General features: G+C 65.3%; 12 protein-coding genes and 1 tRNA gene. 1 reads left to right on the top strand and 12 read right to left on the bottom strand.

What is annotated here, in order from left to right; genetic code table 11:
• A partial coding sequence (locus AC3WTD_RS10165; protein WP_492613717.1) for a hypothetical protein occupies positions 1-205 on the top strand: 205 nt, incomplete at its 5' end.
• A gap of 160 nt (positions 206-365) precedes the next feature.
• On the opposite strand, the gene AC3WTD_RS10160 is transcribed toward AC3WTD_RS10165, so the two are convergent.
• The 12 genes from AC3WTD_RS10160 to AC3WTD_RS10105 all read right to left on the bottom strand — a co-directional run bounded on the left by AC3WTD_RS10160 (position 366) and on the right by AC3WTD_RS10105 (position 14,497).
• Positions 366-458, bottom strand: a tRNA-Ser gene (locus AC3WTD_RS10160).
• 78 nt (positions 459-536) lie between these two features.
• Positions 537-740 carry a carbon storage regulator CsrA gene (csrA, locus tag AC3WTD_RS10155; protein WP_235642320.1) on the bottom strand — a complete coding sequence of 68 codons (204 nt, stop codon included), beginning with the start codon at positions 738-740 and terminating at the stop codon, positions 537-539.
• A 269-nt stretch (positions 741-1,009) separates the two neighbouring features.
• Entirely contained in the window at positions 1,010-3,637 is a 2,628-nt protein-coding gene (gene alaS, locus AC3WTD_RS10150; RefSeq protein ID WP_492613716.1) for an alanine--tRNA ligase, read from the bottom strand.
• Between the two features lie 83 nt (positions 3,638-3,720).
• Positions 3,721-4,239 (bottom strand): regulatory protein RecX, encoded by a 519-nt coding sequence (locus AC3WTD_RS10145; RefSeq protein ID WP_235642321.1) that lies wholly within the window; start codon positions 4,237-4,239, stop codon positions 3,721-3,723.
• Between the two features lie 65 nt (positions 4,240-4,304).
• Positions 4,305-5,339: a recombinase RecA gene (gene recA, locus AC3WTD_RS10140; protein ID WP_027493937.1), complete on the bottom strand. Its 1,035-nt coding sequence runs from the start codon at positions 5,337-5,339 to the stop codon at positions 4,305-4,307.
• Positions 5,340-5,476: 137 nt separating this feature from the next.
• A complete protein-coding gene (locus AC3WTD_RS10135) occupies positions 5,477-5,986 on the bottom strand; it encodes a CinA family protein (RefSeq protein ID WP_027493938.1) in 510 nt (169 codons plus the stop codon).
• A gap of 634 nt (positions 5,987-6,620) precedes the next feature.
• Positions 6,621-8,309, bottom strand: a complete 1,689-nt coding sequence (locus tag AC3WTD_RS10130) for an AMP-binding protein (protein ID WP_492613715.1) — start codon at positions 8,307-8,309, stop codon at positions 6,621-6,623.
• A gap of 81 nt (positions 8,310-8,390) precedes the next feature.
• Positions 8,391-8,708, bottom strand: a complete 318-nt coding sequence (locus tag AC3WTD_RS10125) for an SCP2 sterol-binding domain-containing protein (RefSeq protein ID WP_492613714.1) — start codon at positions 8,706-8,708, stop codon at positions 8,391-8,393.
• Between the two features lie 181 nt (positions 8,709-8,889).
• Positions 8,890-9,927, bottom strand: a complete 1,038-nt coding sequence (locus AC3WTD_RS10120; protein ID WP_492613713.1) for a CaiB/BaiF CoA transferase family protein — start codon at positions 9,925-9,927, stop codon at positions 8,890-8,892.
• Positions 9,924-12,074: a 3-hydroxyacyl-CoA dehydrogenase NAD-binding domain-containing protein gene (locus AC3WTD_RS10115; RefSeq protein WP_492613712.1), complete on the bottom strand. Its 2,151-nt coding sequence runs from the start codon at positions 12,072-12,074 to the stop codon at positions 9,924-9,926. Before AC3WTD_RS10115 ends, AC3WTD_RS10120 begins: the two co-directional genes overlap by 4 nt.
• A gap of 13 nt (positions 12,075-12,087) precedes the next feature.
• Complete coding sequence (locus AC3WTD_RS10110; RefSeq protein ID WP_492613711.1) at positions 12,088-13,293, bottom strand: acetyl-CoA C-acetyltransferase; 1,206 nt, start codon at positions 13,291-13,293, stop codon at positions 12,088-12,090.
• A 49-nt stretch (positions 13,294-13,342) separates the two neighbouring features.
• Entirely contained in the window at positions 13,343-14,497 is a 1,155-nt protein-coding gene (locus AC3WTD_RS10105) for an acyl-CoA dehydrogenase family protein (protein WP_027493944.1), read from the bottom strand.
• Positions 14,498-14,731: the final 234 nt, after the last annotated feature.

Genomic DNA, 14,731 nt, shown 5'->3' with positions numbered 1-14,731 from the left:
CGTGCGGGATTGTGAATCCCATCCATGGGATTCACCCTTCCGCGCTGCGCGCTCCAGGGCCAGCCTGCGGCTGTCCAAAATTGTTCCAGACAATTTTGTCGAACGAAGAGTTTCGTCCACCACCTCTCTCCGCCAGATACGCAAAACGCCCCTTGCGGGCTCGACTTTGATTGACGACACGGCGGCACGGCGTGCGGGATTGTGAATCCCATCCATGGGATTCACCCTTCCGCGCTGCGCGCTCCAGGGCCAGCCTGCGGCTGTCCAATTTTGTTCCAGACAAAATTGTCGAACCCGTCAGGGCTCGTCCACCCTCTCTCTCCGCCAGATACGCAAAACGCCCCTTGCGGGGCGCTTTGCGTATCTGGCGGAGAGAGAGGGATTCGAACCCTCGATAAGGCTTTTGACCCTATACTCCCTTAGCAGGGGAGCCCCTTCGGCCACTCGGGCATCTCTCCGGGGTTTTCTTCGCATTGCTGCGGAGCCGGCAAGGATACCGACGGACGCGGTCGAGGTAAAGCCTCAGTTTCGCGGGATCAATGCTCGGTGGACTCATCAGGCGCACCGCCAGCGTCGTGTTCGCCCTTGATCCGCTGGTAGATCTCTTCGCGGTGAACCGCCACGGTTTTCGGTGCATTGATGCCGATGCGCACCTGGTTGCCTTTCACACCAAGAACGGTAACGGTCACCTCGTCGCCGATCATCAGGGTTTCACCGACCCTGCGGGTCAGAATCAACATGATTGCTACTCCATAGTGCTGTTGGTCACAGGCCTGCGGATCGATGGTGCCTCACCCCTGAGCGCCCACCTTCCACAGTTCGACGATTGATCCGCCGAAGGCCCTACCGCCTTCCCGGCTCACAGCCAAAACACTCCTGAGCGTCCTGACTGGCGACACCACCGTTACCGATCGCGCCGACACCTGGTCGATAGTAACTGAGCCGGATTCTTCTGTGCAATGCGTCTGGATCGTGACAAGTGGCGCGTTCAGCCAGCATCGGGCGCGGGCTACTGGGCTGATATCCAGTCAGGCAACGACGACAGGATGGCTGGCAGGTTCGGCGCGTCCGTGCCGCCTCCCTGCGCCATGTCCGGCCGGCCCCCGCCCTTGCCGTCGATCTGCCCGGCGACGTGGGCGACCACGCTGCCGGCCTTCACCCGAGCAAGCGCCTTGCCGTGCACGCCGGCAATCAGCGAAACGCGGCCCTCGGCCGCGCTGGCCAACAGCACCACGCAGTCGCCGAGCTGCTGCTTGAGCTGGTCCACGCTGTCACGCAGCGACTTCGCGTCGAGGCCTTCCAGCCGGGCCGCGACGACCTTGATGCCGTCGACATCCTTCGCCGAACCGGCCAGGTCGGCTGTGGCGGAACCGGCGGCCTTGCTGCGCAGCGACTCGAGCTCGCGCTCGAGCTTCCTCTGGCGCTCGAACAGCTGGCGCAGCTTCTCCACCGCGTCGTCGCCGTTGCTGGAGAGCAGCTGCGAGAACTCGGTCAGGCGGCGCTCCTCGTCGGCCACCCAGGCCAGCGCGCCGGTACCGGTGACCGCTTCGATGCGGCGCACACCGGAGGCGACGCCAGCCTCGCTGACGATCTTGAACAGGCCGATGTCGCCTGTACGCCCCACGTGCGTGCCGCCGCACAGCTCGGTGGAGAAGTCGCCCATCTTCAGCACGCGCACCTCGTCGCCGTACTTCTCGCCGAACAGCGCCATCGCGCCGAAGGCGATGGCATCGTCGTAGGCCATGTGCCGCACTTCGGCAGCGGCATTGCGACGCACCTCGGCGTTCACCAGCGCCTCGACCCGGACCAGCTCGTCGTGGCTCATCGGTTTGCGGTGCGAGAAATCGAAGCGCAGCCGCTCCGGTGCCACCAGCGAGCCCTTCTGCGCGACGTGGGTGCCTAGCACCTGACGCAACGCAGCGTGCAGCAGATGGGTGGCCGAATGGTTCAGCACGATGGCCTGGCGACGCGCGGCGTCGACCTGCGCATCCACCCTGTCGCCGGCCTTCAGCGGCTGTGCACCGTGCCAGGTGCCGGCGTGGCCGAAGAACACGCCACCCATCTTCAGCGTGTCGTCGACCTCGAAGCGGCCGGCCGGATTGGACAGCATGCCGGTATCGCCGACTTGCCCGCCCGACTCCGCGTAGAACGGCGTGCGATCAAGAATCACGAAACCCTGCTCGCCCTTGCCCAACTGCTCGACCTGCTTGCCGCCGCGCACGATGCCGAGCACCTTGCTGCCGCTGCCGTGCAGTGCCTCGTAGCCGAGGAAGACCGTGGGCTTGAGCTGACTGGCCAGCTCGGCCGGCATCTGGCCCTTGGCCTCGAACTTGCCGGCGGCGCGGGCGCGCTCGCGCTGTTCGTTCATGGCCTGCTCGAAGCCGGCCATGTCCACTTCCAGTCCGCGCTCGCGCGCGATGTCGGCGGTGAGGTCCACCGGGAAGCCATAGGTGTCGTAGAGACGGAACGCATCGGCGCCGGGGATGATCCTGCCCGACTTCGCCGCGACCTCGTCGAACAGGCGCATGCCGTGCTCCAGCGTTTCGCCGAAACGATGCTCCTCGGTGCGCAACGCGTCCTCGACGAAGGCCTGCTTCGCTGGCAGCTCGGGGTAGGCCTGGCCCATCTCCTCGACCAGCGGCTGCACCATCTTCCAGAAGAAGTCGCCGCGTACGCCGAGCATCCAGCCGTGCCGCAGCGCGCGGCGGATGATCCGGCGCAGCACGTAGCCGCGGCCCTCGTTGGACGGCAGCACGCCGTCGACGATCAGGAAGGCGCAGGCGCGAATGTGGTCGGCGATCACACGCAGCGACTTGTTGGCCAGGTCCTTTGTGCCGGTGAGCTCGCCTGCGACGCGGATCAGGTGCGCGAACAGGTCGATCTCGTAGTTCGAATGCACGTGCTGCAGCACGGCGGCCAGGCGCTCCAGGCCCATGCCGGTATCCACGCATGGCGCGGGCAGCGGCGACAGCGTGCCGTCCGGCGCGCGATCGAACTGCATGAACACCAGGTTCCAGATCTCGATGTAGCGGTCGCCGTCCTCGTCCGGCGAGCCGGGCGGCCCGCCGGCCACACCGGGACCGTGGTCGTAGAAGATCTCGGTGCAGGGGCCGCAGGGACCGGTGTCGGCCATCTGCCAGAAATTGTCGGACGCATAGGGCGCGCCCTTGTTGTCGCCGATGCGCACGATGCGCTCGGCCGGTACGCCGACCTGCTTGTGCCAGATGTCGAAGGCTTCGTCGTCGGTGTGGTAGACGGTGACCCACAGCTTCTCGGCGGGCAGCTTGAACACGCCGGTGAGCAGCTCCCATGCCCAGGTGATCGCCTCGCGCTTGAAGTAGTCGCCGAACGACCAGTTGCCCAGCATCTCGAAGAAGGTGTGGTGGCGCGCGGTGTAGCCCACGGCGTCCAGGTCGTTGTGCTTGCCGCCGGCGCGCAGGCAGCGCTGCACGTCGGCCGCGCGCACGTAAGGCAGCTTCTCGCTGCCGAGAAACACATTCTTGAACGGCACCATGCCCGAGTTGGTGAACAGCAGCGTCGGGTCGCTGGCCGGCACCAGCGAGCTGGACGGCACGATGGTGTGGCCCTTGGAGCGGAAGTAATCGAGGAAGGCGGAACGGATGTCGGAGGTTTTCATGCGGATCAAGGTGGCGGGCGACAAGGGCCACACCGCGGCCAGACCGACCGACCCATCAGCCCGTCATCCACGGATGACGGGTTTCAGGAAATATCGTCGGCTTCGTCCACTTCGGCGTGGGTAACATTCCGTACTGTGGCGGCGCCAAAGCCGCGGCGCAAGAGGAATTGCGCCCGGCGTGAGCGTTCGGCCGGGTCCGCCGTGCCCGCGCTGCCGTAGCGGCGGCGCAACTGGACAGCGGCCGAGACGTCCCAATCGACCTCCGCGGCATCCAGCAATTCACGGATGCGCGCGTCGGCCAGGCCATGGCTTTTCAGCTCCACGCGCAAGCGCAACGGGCCGTAGCCCTGGGCGATCCGGTTGCGCAGCAGCGCCTCGGCGAAACGGCCGTCGTCCTGGTAGTGCTGCTCGCCGAGCCGGTCCAGCGCGGCGGTGGCCTCGCCGCCCTCGTAGCCGCCCTGGCGCAGCTTGGTCTTCAGTTCCTTGCGCGAATGCTCGCGCCGCGCCAGCAGGCCCAGCGCCTTGTCGTAGGCGCTGCGCTTCGGCTTGGCCGACGGATCTTCGCCGGAGTGGCCCTTGCCGGGCGGGCGTTTCATGGCCATGCAAACGGACATGGCCCGGGCAAGCCGGGCCATGTCTTGGGCAGGGAACCGTCAACCGGCACGGCTCACGCTTCCTCGAGTGCCTCTGCCGCGGCGGCAGCCGGCTTGCCGACCGGCACCAGCAGGCGCTCGCGCAGCTGCTTGTCGATCTCGTTGGCGATCGCCGGGTTGTCGCGCAGGAACTGGCGCACGTTCTCCTTGCCCTGGCCGATGCGGTCGCCGTTGTAGCTGTACCAGGCACCGGACTTGTCGATCAGGTTCTGCGCCACGCCCAGCTCGATGATCTCGCCCTCGCGCGAGGTGCCCTCGCCGTACAGGATCTCGAACTCGCACTGGCGGAACGGCGGCGCCACCTTGTTCTTGACCACTTTGACGCGGGTTTCCGAGCCGATGATCTCCTCGCCCTTCTTCACCGCGCCGATGCGGCGGATGTCCAGCCGCACCGAGGCGTAGAACTTCAGCGCGTTGCCGCCGGTGGTGGTCTCGGGGCTGCCGAACATCACGCCGATCTTCATGCGGATCTGGTTGATGAAGATCACCAGGCAGCCGGACTTCTTGATGTTGGCGGTGAGCTTGCGCAGCGCCTGGCTCATCAGGCGGGCGTGCAGGCCAACGTGGGAGTCGCCCATCTCGCCCTCGATTTCCGCCTTCGGGGTCAGCGCGGCGACCGAGTCGACCACCACCATGTCCACCGCGCCGGAGCGCACCAGCATGTCGGCGATTTCCAGCGCCTGCTCGCCGGTGTCCGGCTGCGACACCAGCAGGTCGTCGACCTTGACGCCCAGCTTCTCCGCGTAGCTCGGGTCGAGCGCGTGCTCGGCGTCGATGAAGGCGGCGGTGCCGCCGGCACGCTGGCAGTTGGCGATCGCCTGCAGGGTCATGGTGGTCTTGCCGGACGACTCCGGCCCGTAGATCTCGACCACGCGGCCGCGCGGCAGGCCACCGACACCGAGCGCGATGTCCAGCCCCAGCGAACCGGTGGAGACCGTCTCGACCGGTTCGTTGACGCGGTCACCCATGCGCATCACGGCGCCTTTGCCGAACTGCTTTTCGATCTGGCCGAGGGCGGAGGTGAGCGCCTTGCGCTTGTTGTCATCCATCGTCTTGTGTTCCGGTTGGACTGTGATTGAGGTGCATGATGCCCGGATCGGATCTCACGGGCTGCGATCGGGTCGGATCGCCAGCGACGGTGCCAGTATCCCACACCGGTCAAGCCGGTCTGGCGGCCGATCGCGCATCACTCCGTCAGCGTTTTGCGCAAGCCGATGAGCGCTGCCGCCACGGTCTGCCGCCGCACCGCCTCGCGGTCGCCGGGAAAATGGAACAGCTGCGCATGGCCGTAGCCGCCGCGGCGCTTCCAGCTGATCCACACCGTGCCGACCGGCTTGTCCGACGTGCCACCGGAAGGTCCGGCGATACCGGTCACCGCCACTGCCACGCCGGCGCCGAAGCGCGCCAGTGCGCCGGATACCATCTCCAGCGCGGTTTCCTCGCTGACCGCCCCGCTGTGCTCCAGCGTGCGCGGATTGACCCCGAGCAGCGCCTCCTTGGCCTCGTAGCTGTAGGTCACCACGCCGGCGTCGAACCAGGCCGAGCTGCCCGGCAGGTCGGTGAGCGTCTTGGCGATCCAGCCGCCGGTGCACGACTCGGCCGTCACCAGCATCAGCCGGCAGCGCTGTACTTCGGTGGCCACCTCGCCGGCCAGCGCCTGCAGCTCGGCATCGGTAGGAACGGATGAGGACTCCATGCGAGACTCCCGGACTTGGACGAAACTTTGCGCCAGGCGCAGGGGCACCGTTCTACCCGTTCCGCGCGACCACGCCAAGACTTGCATTGCATGAGCCAAGACGATCTCACCAGGCACACCCCGTTCATGCGCCAGTACATGCGTGTGGTTAGCGAACCCGAGAGGGGCGCGGGTTTCGAGACATCCGCCATCTCATGAAATCCCATTTGGACGCATCTTGGACCCCAAAAAGAGGGCTATCGGGGTGCAAACCCCGTTGCCCACTTGGACACCGGCGTTTTGTGTCATCACGTTTAACCGTCCAAACGACGGTGGCTGCGTGCCCACTGGGCAGCGCCGAAGCCATGTCACGACGTGGATAACGCGTGCAGCCGCGACCAGGCCAGCTTCTTCAACGAGCCTGAGCGCTGGGAACGGCCCGACCGAAGGGCATTCCGGATGAAATCACCGCGACGGCCGCAATGAGAATGGAGCGAGGTGGAGGGAATCGACGACGCTCAAGGGATGCGCACGGGATGGACCGCGTACGTGGCAGGACTGGTTCGTCACGTTCCCTGGGGTAGACATCGTCTTCATCGCCCGGCGGCCGCAAGGCGGCCAATGACTGCCGGGCGCTGGAGCGACTAGCGCGCGATTACTTTTCCCAGATGACTTTTTGGTCCATCGCGAGCCATGCGCCGGCGTTGTCCAGATAGCGATCCTCGATCGCCTGGCGCTTGATCTTCAGCGTCGGCGTAAGCAGGCCGTTCTCGGTGGTCCAGCTGTCCTTGACGACCACCGCGTAACCGAGCTGTTCGTGGTGTTCCACGTTCGCGTTGACTTGCTCCAGCAGCGCAGCGAGCTCGGCGTCCAGCGTATTGCGCAGACCGGGATCGGCATCCACGACCTGCTGCACTTCCGGCGCGAGGCGCAGCAGCGCGAACGGCTGCGGCTGCCCGGGGCCGGTAACGCAGGCGCTTTCCAGTTTTGGATGGTTGCCGAGCTCGTTCTCGATCAGCGCCGGCGCGACATATTTGCCGCGAGCCGTCTTGAACAGATCCTTGACCCGACCGGTAATGCGCAAGCGTCCATCCGCATCGATCTCACCGCGATCGCCCGTGCAGAAAAAGCCGTCGGGCAACATGACCTGTGCCGTCAGTTCCGGCCGCTTGTAGTAACCCATCATCTGGCCCGGACTTCTGACCAGCACTTCGCCGGTGGGCGCGATGCGCGCCTGCACGCCGCGCAGGCAGGTGCCGACGTAGCCGATCCGCGCATCTCCCGGGCGGCAGCTGTGTGAAACAGCGAGGTTCTCGCTCATGCCGTAACCCTCGAGTAGCGTCAGGCCGAGCCGGCGGTACCAGGCGATGATGTCGGCGGCCAGTGGTGCCGAGCCGGTGATGGCAACGCGCACCTGATCGAGGCCCAGACCACGGAGAATCTTTCGCTTGACCAGCCGCGAGACCAGCGGCAACGCAAACAACCGCCGCTGTTTCGACGGCGACAGTTTGGCATTGACGCCCTGCTGGAACTTGGTCCAGAGCCGCGGCACCGAAAAGAAGATCGTCGGTCGCGCGCGCCGGATGTCGTGCACGAAGCTGTCCATGTTGTTGCAGAAGTACATGTGCAGTCCGACGTACAGCGAGCTGGACTCCACAATGGCGCGCTCGGCGGCATGCGCCAGCGGCAGATACGACAGCAGCCGGTCCTCGCGGGTGATCACGATCATCTCGGTGAAAGCGGGCCCCGGCGCCATCATGCTGCGATAGTTGTGCATCACCCCTTTCGGTTGCCCGGTACTGCCTGAGGTGTAAATGATGGAGCACAGTTCCTCGGGCATTGCGTCATGCACTGGCTGCAGCGGTGCATGCCGGGCGACAAGGTCGTCCCACTGCGGGATGTCGGCGCGCGGAGTCATCGGCAGGCCGAGCAACGGCAGGTCCGGCGGAAGCATTTTTTCAATCTGTGGCCAGTTGTCGCTGCTGCCGTCGAGTTTGCCGACGAACAGCAGCCGCGCTTCGCTGTGGTCAAGGATGTAGCGCGCCGTCTCGGCACCGAGCGTGGGATACATCGGCACGCTGACGTGGCCGGCCATCATGATGGCGAGGTCGGCGATAATCCAGTGCGCGCTGTTCTTGCCCAGGATCGCAATGCTGCTGCCCGCTGGAAGCCGCAGCGAGCGCAGATACGCCGCCATGCATCGCGCCTGCAGGCCAACCTCGGCCCAGCTGTAATCGACCACGCTGCCATCGGGGAAAGGCTGGGTCAGATAGATGGCGTCCGGCCGTTCGCGTTCCCACACCTGGAATTGATGCAGCAACGTCGGTGCGTTGGCCTCAACCATCACGACTCCACCTTCGCGCGGGGCAACGTTCACTGATGGGTCGAGTTGTGCACGATGCACATCGGCATGCGCACTATACGGTCACTGCAATTTGCTGGCGTCGAAATAACGGCCCAGCTGTGCCGCCAAGGCCATGTCGCCTTGCAGCTTCAGCTTGCCGGTCATCATCGCCGCCATGCCGTCAAGCTTGCCGGTCAACAGGCTGACCAGGTCGCCGTCGGACATCTTCAACGAGAGGTCGGCGTTTTCGGCGCTCCCTTCCGTCACTTCGCACGCGCCGTTGCGGATCACCACGTAGGCCGGCTGGCTGATGTTGAACTGGATGGTGCGATCGACACCGGCGGTGCTCTGCAGATTGATTGCGAGGGGCAGCTTGTGCAGCAATTCGAGTGCGCTCATGGCATCGGTCTCTCTGATGGAATGGAAAGAAGCAGACGGGAATGGCACTGACTTACTGTAAGCGCATAGCCTCAATTTCCGTCATTCCTGCGAAAGCCGGAATCCAGTGACTTCAGGGCTGCCAGAGGCGCTGGATCCCCGCTTTCGCGGGGATGACGAGCATAAGTCAGTGCCATTCGAATCAGACGGCGGCCCAGGCTTGCGCCCGGAAGCCGTCGGCAAACAGGGGATGGGCCTGGGCTTCGGCCATGGTCAGCACCGGCGTGACGCAGGCATCGGCGGTTTCGAAACGTTCCGCCCAGTACGCCAGCGGGTGTGCGGCGATCAGTGCGGCGACCTCATCGCGCAACGCGTGGTTCTGCTCGGTACCGGGCAGCTGCCCGCGCTGCCAATGCCGCTCGACCCAGTCGGGTCGCCCGAACACCGCGCATGCCGCTTTCCAGAACTTGAATTCGAGCGCCGCCACCGCCAGCTGGCGGCCGTCGACGGTGGCGTAGAGGTTGTAGCAAGGCAATCCGCCGTTGAGCAGATCCTCCCCCGCGCCGGGCGCGCGACCCAGCATGGGGGCGAACAAGGACGAGGTGGCCCTGGGCAGTATCAGGTGCGCGTGAACGCCGTGGGTCATGCTGATATCGATGTGCCGACCATGACCGCGACGTTGCGCATCGAACACTGCCGCGAGAATCGCGATGCAGGCCATCGAGCTGCCACCGGCCATGTCGCCCCACTGCACGTTGGACAAGGCCAGCTCCCCGGTCGGTGCGCGCATCTGGTCGAGCGCGCCCGACATGGCCATGAAGTTCAGGTCGTGCCCGGCGCGCTGCGACCAGTTGCCGTGCTGGCCGTAGCCGGTGATCGACACCATCACCAGCTGCGGATTGATCGTCTTGAGCCGGTCGAAGTCCAGGCCCATCGACGACAGGAGGCCCGAACGGAAGCTGTCGACCATGACCTCGGCCTCCGCCAGCCACTCGCGCAACTGGTCGAGATCGGTCGGTTGGCGGAAATCAAGGCGGCGGCTTTCCTTGTCGTGGTTCAGCGCCTCGAACAACGGCCCGAGTGGACGGGTCGGGTCGCCTTCCGGCGGCTCGACCTTGATGACCGTGGCGCCGAGATCGGCCAGCATCCGCGTGCAGAACGGCCCCGGCAGGTTGCGCGACAAATCGACCACGCGCAGCCCCGCGAGGAGACCGGACATTGGGTCGCGATCGGCGCTCACGCCGCGCCCTCGAAGCGCCCGCCAACGGCGGCCTGCTTCACCACGATGTCGGCGGGTGCGAAGCGCGCGCCGTAGCGTTCGGCCAGTTCACGCGAACGTGCCACGAATCCTGCCGCTCCCATCGCGCTGATGAACTGCAGTGCACCACCGTGGAACGGCGCGAAGCCCCAGCCGAAGATCGAGCCGATGTTGGCGTCGGCCACCGAACGCACCACGTTCTCCTCGAAGCAGCGCGCGGCTTCGTTGGCCTGCACGAACATCAGGCGGTCGATCAGTTCCTGCTGCGTGGGCTGTTCGGCTGCGGTCGGATACAGCCTGGTCAGCTCCGGCCACAGGTGCTTGTCCCGACCGTCGTAGTCGTACAGGCCCTTGCCGGTTTTCCTGCCCAGGCGCTGGTGCGTGCCACCGATCATGCGCAGCACCGGCTCGCCCGGATGCTCGGGCAACGGTTTGCCTTCGGCGGCCAGATCCTTGCGGGTCTGGTCGGCGACATGCAACGACAGGCCCAGCGAGACTTCATCCTGCAGCGCCAGCGGCGGCATCGGCATGCCGGCCTTGATGCCGGCCGCCTCGATCGAGCGCGGATGCACGCCTTCGCCCAGCATCGCCAAGCCTTCCATCACGTAGGTGGCAAACACGCGCGAGGTGTAGAAGCCGCGGCTGTCGTTGACCACGATCGGGGTCTTGCCGATCTGCAGCACGTAGTCGAAACCGCGTGCCAGTGTTTCGTTCGAGGTTTGCTCGCCGACGATGATCTCGACCAGCGGCATCTTGTCCACCGGCGAGAAGAAATGCAGGCCGATGAAGTTTTTCGGGCGCACACTGGCCTTGGCCAGGCCGGTGATCGGCAGGGTGGAGGTATTGGATGCGAACACCGCATCGGCAGCGATTACCGCCTCGGCTTTCTGCGTGCAGGCCGCCTTGATGGCGCGATCCTCGAACACCGCCTCGATCACCAGATCACAGCCTTGCAGGTCTTCGTAACGGGTGGTCGGCGTGATCTTTGCCAACAACGCATCGCGCTTGTCCGGCGTGCTGCGGCCGCGCGAAATGGCCTTGTTGAGCAGACCTTGCGAATACGACTTGCCCTTCTCGGCGTTCTCAATCGTGGTGTCGAGCAGGATCACCTCGATGCCGGCCTTGGCCGAAACGTAGGCGATGCCCGCCCCCATCATGCCCGCACCGAGGATGCCGACTTTGCGCACCCTGCACGGCGCCACGCCGGCCGGGCGCGACTGGCCCTTCTTGATCGCGTTGAGCTGGTGCCACAGCGTGCCGATCATATTCCTCGATTCCTGCGATACCACGCAGGCAGCAAAGTAGCGCGACTCCACCTGGCAGGCCGCATCGAAATCCAGCAGGCAACCTTCGAACAGGCACGACATGATGTGGCCGATCGCTGGGTAGTTGCCGTGCGCCTTGGCGTTGGCTATGGACGGTGCAATCGCCAGCAACTGCACCACGCCCGGGTGCTTGCTGTCGCCGCCCGGAATGCGGAAGCCCTGCTTGTCCCACGGCTGCGCGGCACGCGGATTGGCCACGCACCACGCACGCGATTTCTGCAGCAGTTCCTCGCGGCTGGTGGCAAGGTCGTTGACCAGACCCAGGCCCCTGGCCTCGGCGGCGCGCAGTTCGGTGCCCTGAGTAAGCAGTTCAAAACTCTTCTGGATGCCGATCATGCGCGGCAACCGCTGGGTGCCGCCGCCGCCGGGCAGCAGGCCCAGCTTGACCTCGGGCAGGCCGAGCTTGAGCGCGGCCTCGTCCAGCGCGAAACGCGCATGGCAGGCCAGCGCCACTTCAAGGCCGCCGCCCAAGGCGGTGCCGTTGAGCGCAGCGACTACCGGCTTGCCGCACTTTTCGATCCGGCGCAGCAGCGCCTTCAAGTCTTCGCAGAGGCTGAAGGCTTCCTCGGCTGTGCTGATCGCGGTGAGCTGATCGATGTCGGCACCGACGATGAAGGTCGACTTGCCGGAAGTGAGCACGAGGCCCTTGATGGCCTCCTCTTTCTCCAGCCGCTCGACGATGGCGGCGAACGGTGCGACCAGCTCGGGGTTGAGCACGTTCATCGCGCGGCCGGGCTGGTCAAAGGTGACCAGGCCGATGCCGTCGGCGTCGATCTCGAGGGTGACAGGGTTGTTAGCGGTCATGGCGTGGGCCTCCTCAGATGCGTTCGATGATGGTGGCGATGCCCATGCCGGCACCGATGCACAAGCTGGCCAGCGCGATGCTCTGGTCGCGGCGTTCAAGTTCATCCAGCGCCGTGCCGAGAATCGCCGCGCCGGTCGCACCCAGCGGATGGCCCAACGCGATCGCGCCGCCATTGACATTGACCCGGTCCAGCGACACACCCAGATCGCGCGCGGTTTTCATCGGCACGGTGGCGAACGCCTCGTTGATTTCCCACAGATCGATGTCGGCCGGCGTCATGCCGAGTTTGCCCAGCGCCTTGCGACAGGCCGCGGTCGGACCCGTCAGCATGATGGTGGGTTCTGAACCGACCACCGCGGCCATGCGCACACGGGCGCGCGGTTTCAGGCCGGCGTGAATGCCGGCTTCCTTGCTGCCCAGCAACAGCAGCGCCGCGCCGTCGACGATGCCCGACGAATTGCCGGCATGGTGAACATGGTGAATTTTCTCGACCGTGGTGTATTTCGCCATCGCGGTGGCGTCGAAACCCATCTGGCCCATCTGTTCGAACGAGGGATTGAGCTTGGCTAGCGATTCGACCGAACTGCCCGGACGGATCGTCTCGTCCCGGTCCAGCAGCAGCATGCCGTTGAGATCCTTCACCGCGACGATGGATTTATCGAAACGCCCTTCGCCCTGCGCGAGCGCGGCGCGACGATGCGATTCGGCGGCGAAGGCATCCAGGTCCTGACGACTGAAACCTTCGAGCGTGGCGATCAGGTCGGCGCTGATGCCCTGCGGCACGAAGCCCAGCGCGCTGTTGACGCGCGGATCCATGAACCACGCGCCGCCGTCGCTGCCCATTGCCCAGCGGCTCATCGATTCGACGCCACCGGCGACCAGCATGTCTTCCATGCCGGCGGCGATCTTGGCGGCGGCCATGTTGGTCGCCTCCAGGCCCGAGCCGCAGTAACGCGACAGCGTCACCCCGGCCACACTCTGCGCCCAGCCTGCGTCGAGCACAGCGGTGCGCGCGATATCCGCGCCCTGTTCACCGACCGGCGTGACGCAACCCAGCACCACGTCGTCGACCCGCGCGGTGTCGAGCTGGTTGCGCTGCTGCAGTTCCTGCAGCAGCGTGCGCAGCAGCCACACCGGCGTGGCCTGATGCAGGCTGCCGTCTTTCTTGCCTTTGCCGCGCGGGGTGCGCACGGCGTCGTAGATATAGGCCTCGGTCATGGGAAATCCTTAGCTGGGAGTCGATGGGTGATACGGAAAGGCGCGCGCATCAAAGGAAACGCGATGCCAGTTCCTTCATGATTTCGTTGGTGCCGCCGTAGATGCGCTGTACCCTCGAGTCGGCCCACAGGCGTGCGATCGGGTATTCCTTCATGTAGCCGTAGCCGCCAAACAACTGCAGGCACTCGTCGACCAGCTTGCACTGGTTGTCGGTGACCCAGTACTTGGTCAGCGCTGCGCGATCGATGCCCAGCTCGCCCTTGAGATGGGCCACCATCGCCGCGTCGACCAGTGCGCGCGACGCCAGCAACAGCGCCTGGCATTCGGCCAGCTTGAAGCGGGTGTTCTGGAACGCGAAGATCGGCTTGCCGAACGCTGTGCGCTCCTTGGTATAGGCCACGGTGACCTGCATCGCGAGCTCCATCGCGGCGATGCCGCCTACGGACACGATCAGCCGTTCCTGCGGCAGCTCCTGCATCATCTGGAAGAAGCCCTGGCCTTCCTCGCCGCCCAGCAGGTTGTCCGCCGGCACCATCACGTCATCGAAGAACAGCTCGGAGGTGTCCTGCGACTCCATGCCGATTTTTTCGAGGTTGCGCCCGCGTCGAAATCCCTGCGCATCGTCGGTTTCAACCACCAGCAGCGAAATACCCTGCGCGCCCTGCTCCTTGTCGGTCTTGCAGGCGACCACGACGAGGTTGGCCAGCTGGCCGTTGCTGATGAAGGTCTTGCTGCCGCTGAGGCGATAGTGATCACCTTCGCGAACCGCCAGCGTGCGCAGGCCCTGCAAATCCGAACCGGTGCCCGGCTCGGTCATGGCGATGGCGGCGATCAGCTCGCCGGTGGCCATCCGCGGCAACCAGCGCTGCTTCTGTGCCTCGGTGCCGCAGTGCAGGATGTATTGCGCGACGATGCCCGAATGCACCGAGCCGCCGAAGCCGCCGATCCCGGCCTCGCCCTGGGCATACAGCAGCGCGGCCTCATGGCCAAAGTCGCCGCCCGCGCCGCCGTACTGCTCCGGCACCGAGGCGCACAGGAAACCGTTCGCGCCCGCCTGCTCCCACGCCTCACGGTCCATCATGCCGGCTTCGCGCCAGGCCGCATCCTTCGGCACCCACTGCTCCTTGAAGAAGCGGATGGCGGACTCCTGCAGCATCCGGTGCTCGTCCGTCATCCAGGCGGCGGGGAAGTTCTGTATGGCCAAGAGGTGTCTCCTCGATACGGGTCGGGCGGGATCGGCGGGCGGCTCTTCTGAAAATATTGGTAACTGTAATTACCAATTCGACAACGATCACCAGCCTGGCTGGCTGAAGAAGTCAACAGCGCGCCAACGTGGTCGATCGTTGTGCTCTCATAGTGTGTAGCCGATCGATGGAAGGCAAGCGTTCGCGTCGAATAATGGCTATATCCAGGTTATTTGGTAACATGCATTTCCATA

The organism is Rhodanobacter sp. FW106-PBR-R2A-1-15 (genome assembly GCF_058789735.1).
This window is presented reverse-complemented; position numbering and strand designations above follow the sequence as displayed.

What these genes read in the sequence shown, in the direction of transcription:
- recA (WP_027493937.1), bottom strand. Translation starts at nt 5,339, where the DNA reads ATGGATGACAACAAGCGCAAGGCGCTCACCTCCGCCCTCGGCCAGATC.
- AC3WTD_RS10110 (WP_492613711.1), bottom strand. Translation starts at nt 13,293, where the DNA reads ATGACCGAGGCCTATATCTACGACGCCGTGCGCACCCCGCGCGGCAAA.
- csrA (WP_235642320.1), bottom strand. Translation starts at nt 740, where the DNA reads ATGTTGATTCTGACCCGCAGGGTCGGTGAAACCCTGATGATCGGCGAC.
- AC3WTD_RS10135 (WP_027493938.1), bottom strand. Translation starts at nt 5,986, where the DNA reads ATGGAGTCCTCATCCGTTCCTACCGATGCCGAGCTGCAGGCGCTGGCC.
- AC3WTD_RS10130 (WP_492613715.1), bottom strand. Translation starts at nt 8,309, where the DNA reads ATGGTTGAGGCCAACGCACCGACGTTGCTGCATCAATTCCAGGTGTGG.
- AC3WTD_RS10115 (WP_492613712.1), bottom strand. Translation starts at nt 12,074, where the DNA reads ATGACCGCTAACAACCCTGTCACCCTCGAGATCGACGCCGACGGCATC.
- AC3WTD_RS10145 (WP_235642321.1), bottom strand. Translation starts at nt 4,239, where the DNA reads ATGGCCATGAAACGCCCGCCCGGCAAGGGCCACTCCGGCGAAGATCCG.
- AC3WTD_RS10125 (WP_492613714.1), bottom strand. Translation starts at nt 8,708, where the DNA reads ATGAGCGCACTCGAATTGCTGCACAAGCTGCCCCTCGCAATCAATCTG.
- alaS (WP_492613716.1), bottom strand. Translation starts at nt 3,637, where the DNA reads ATGAAAACCTCCGACATCCGTTCCGCCTTCCTCGATTACTTCCGCTCC.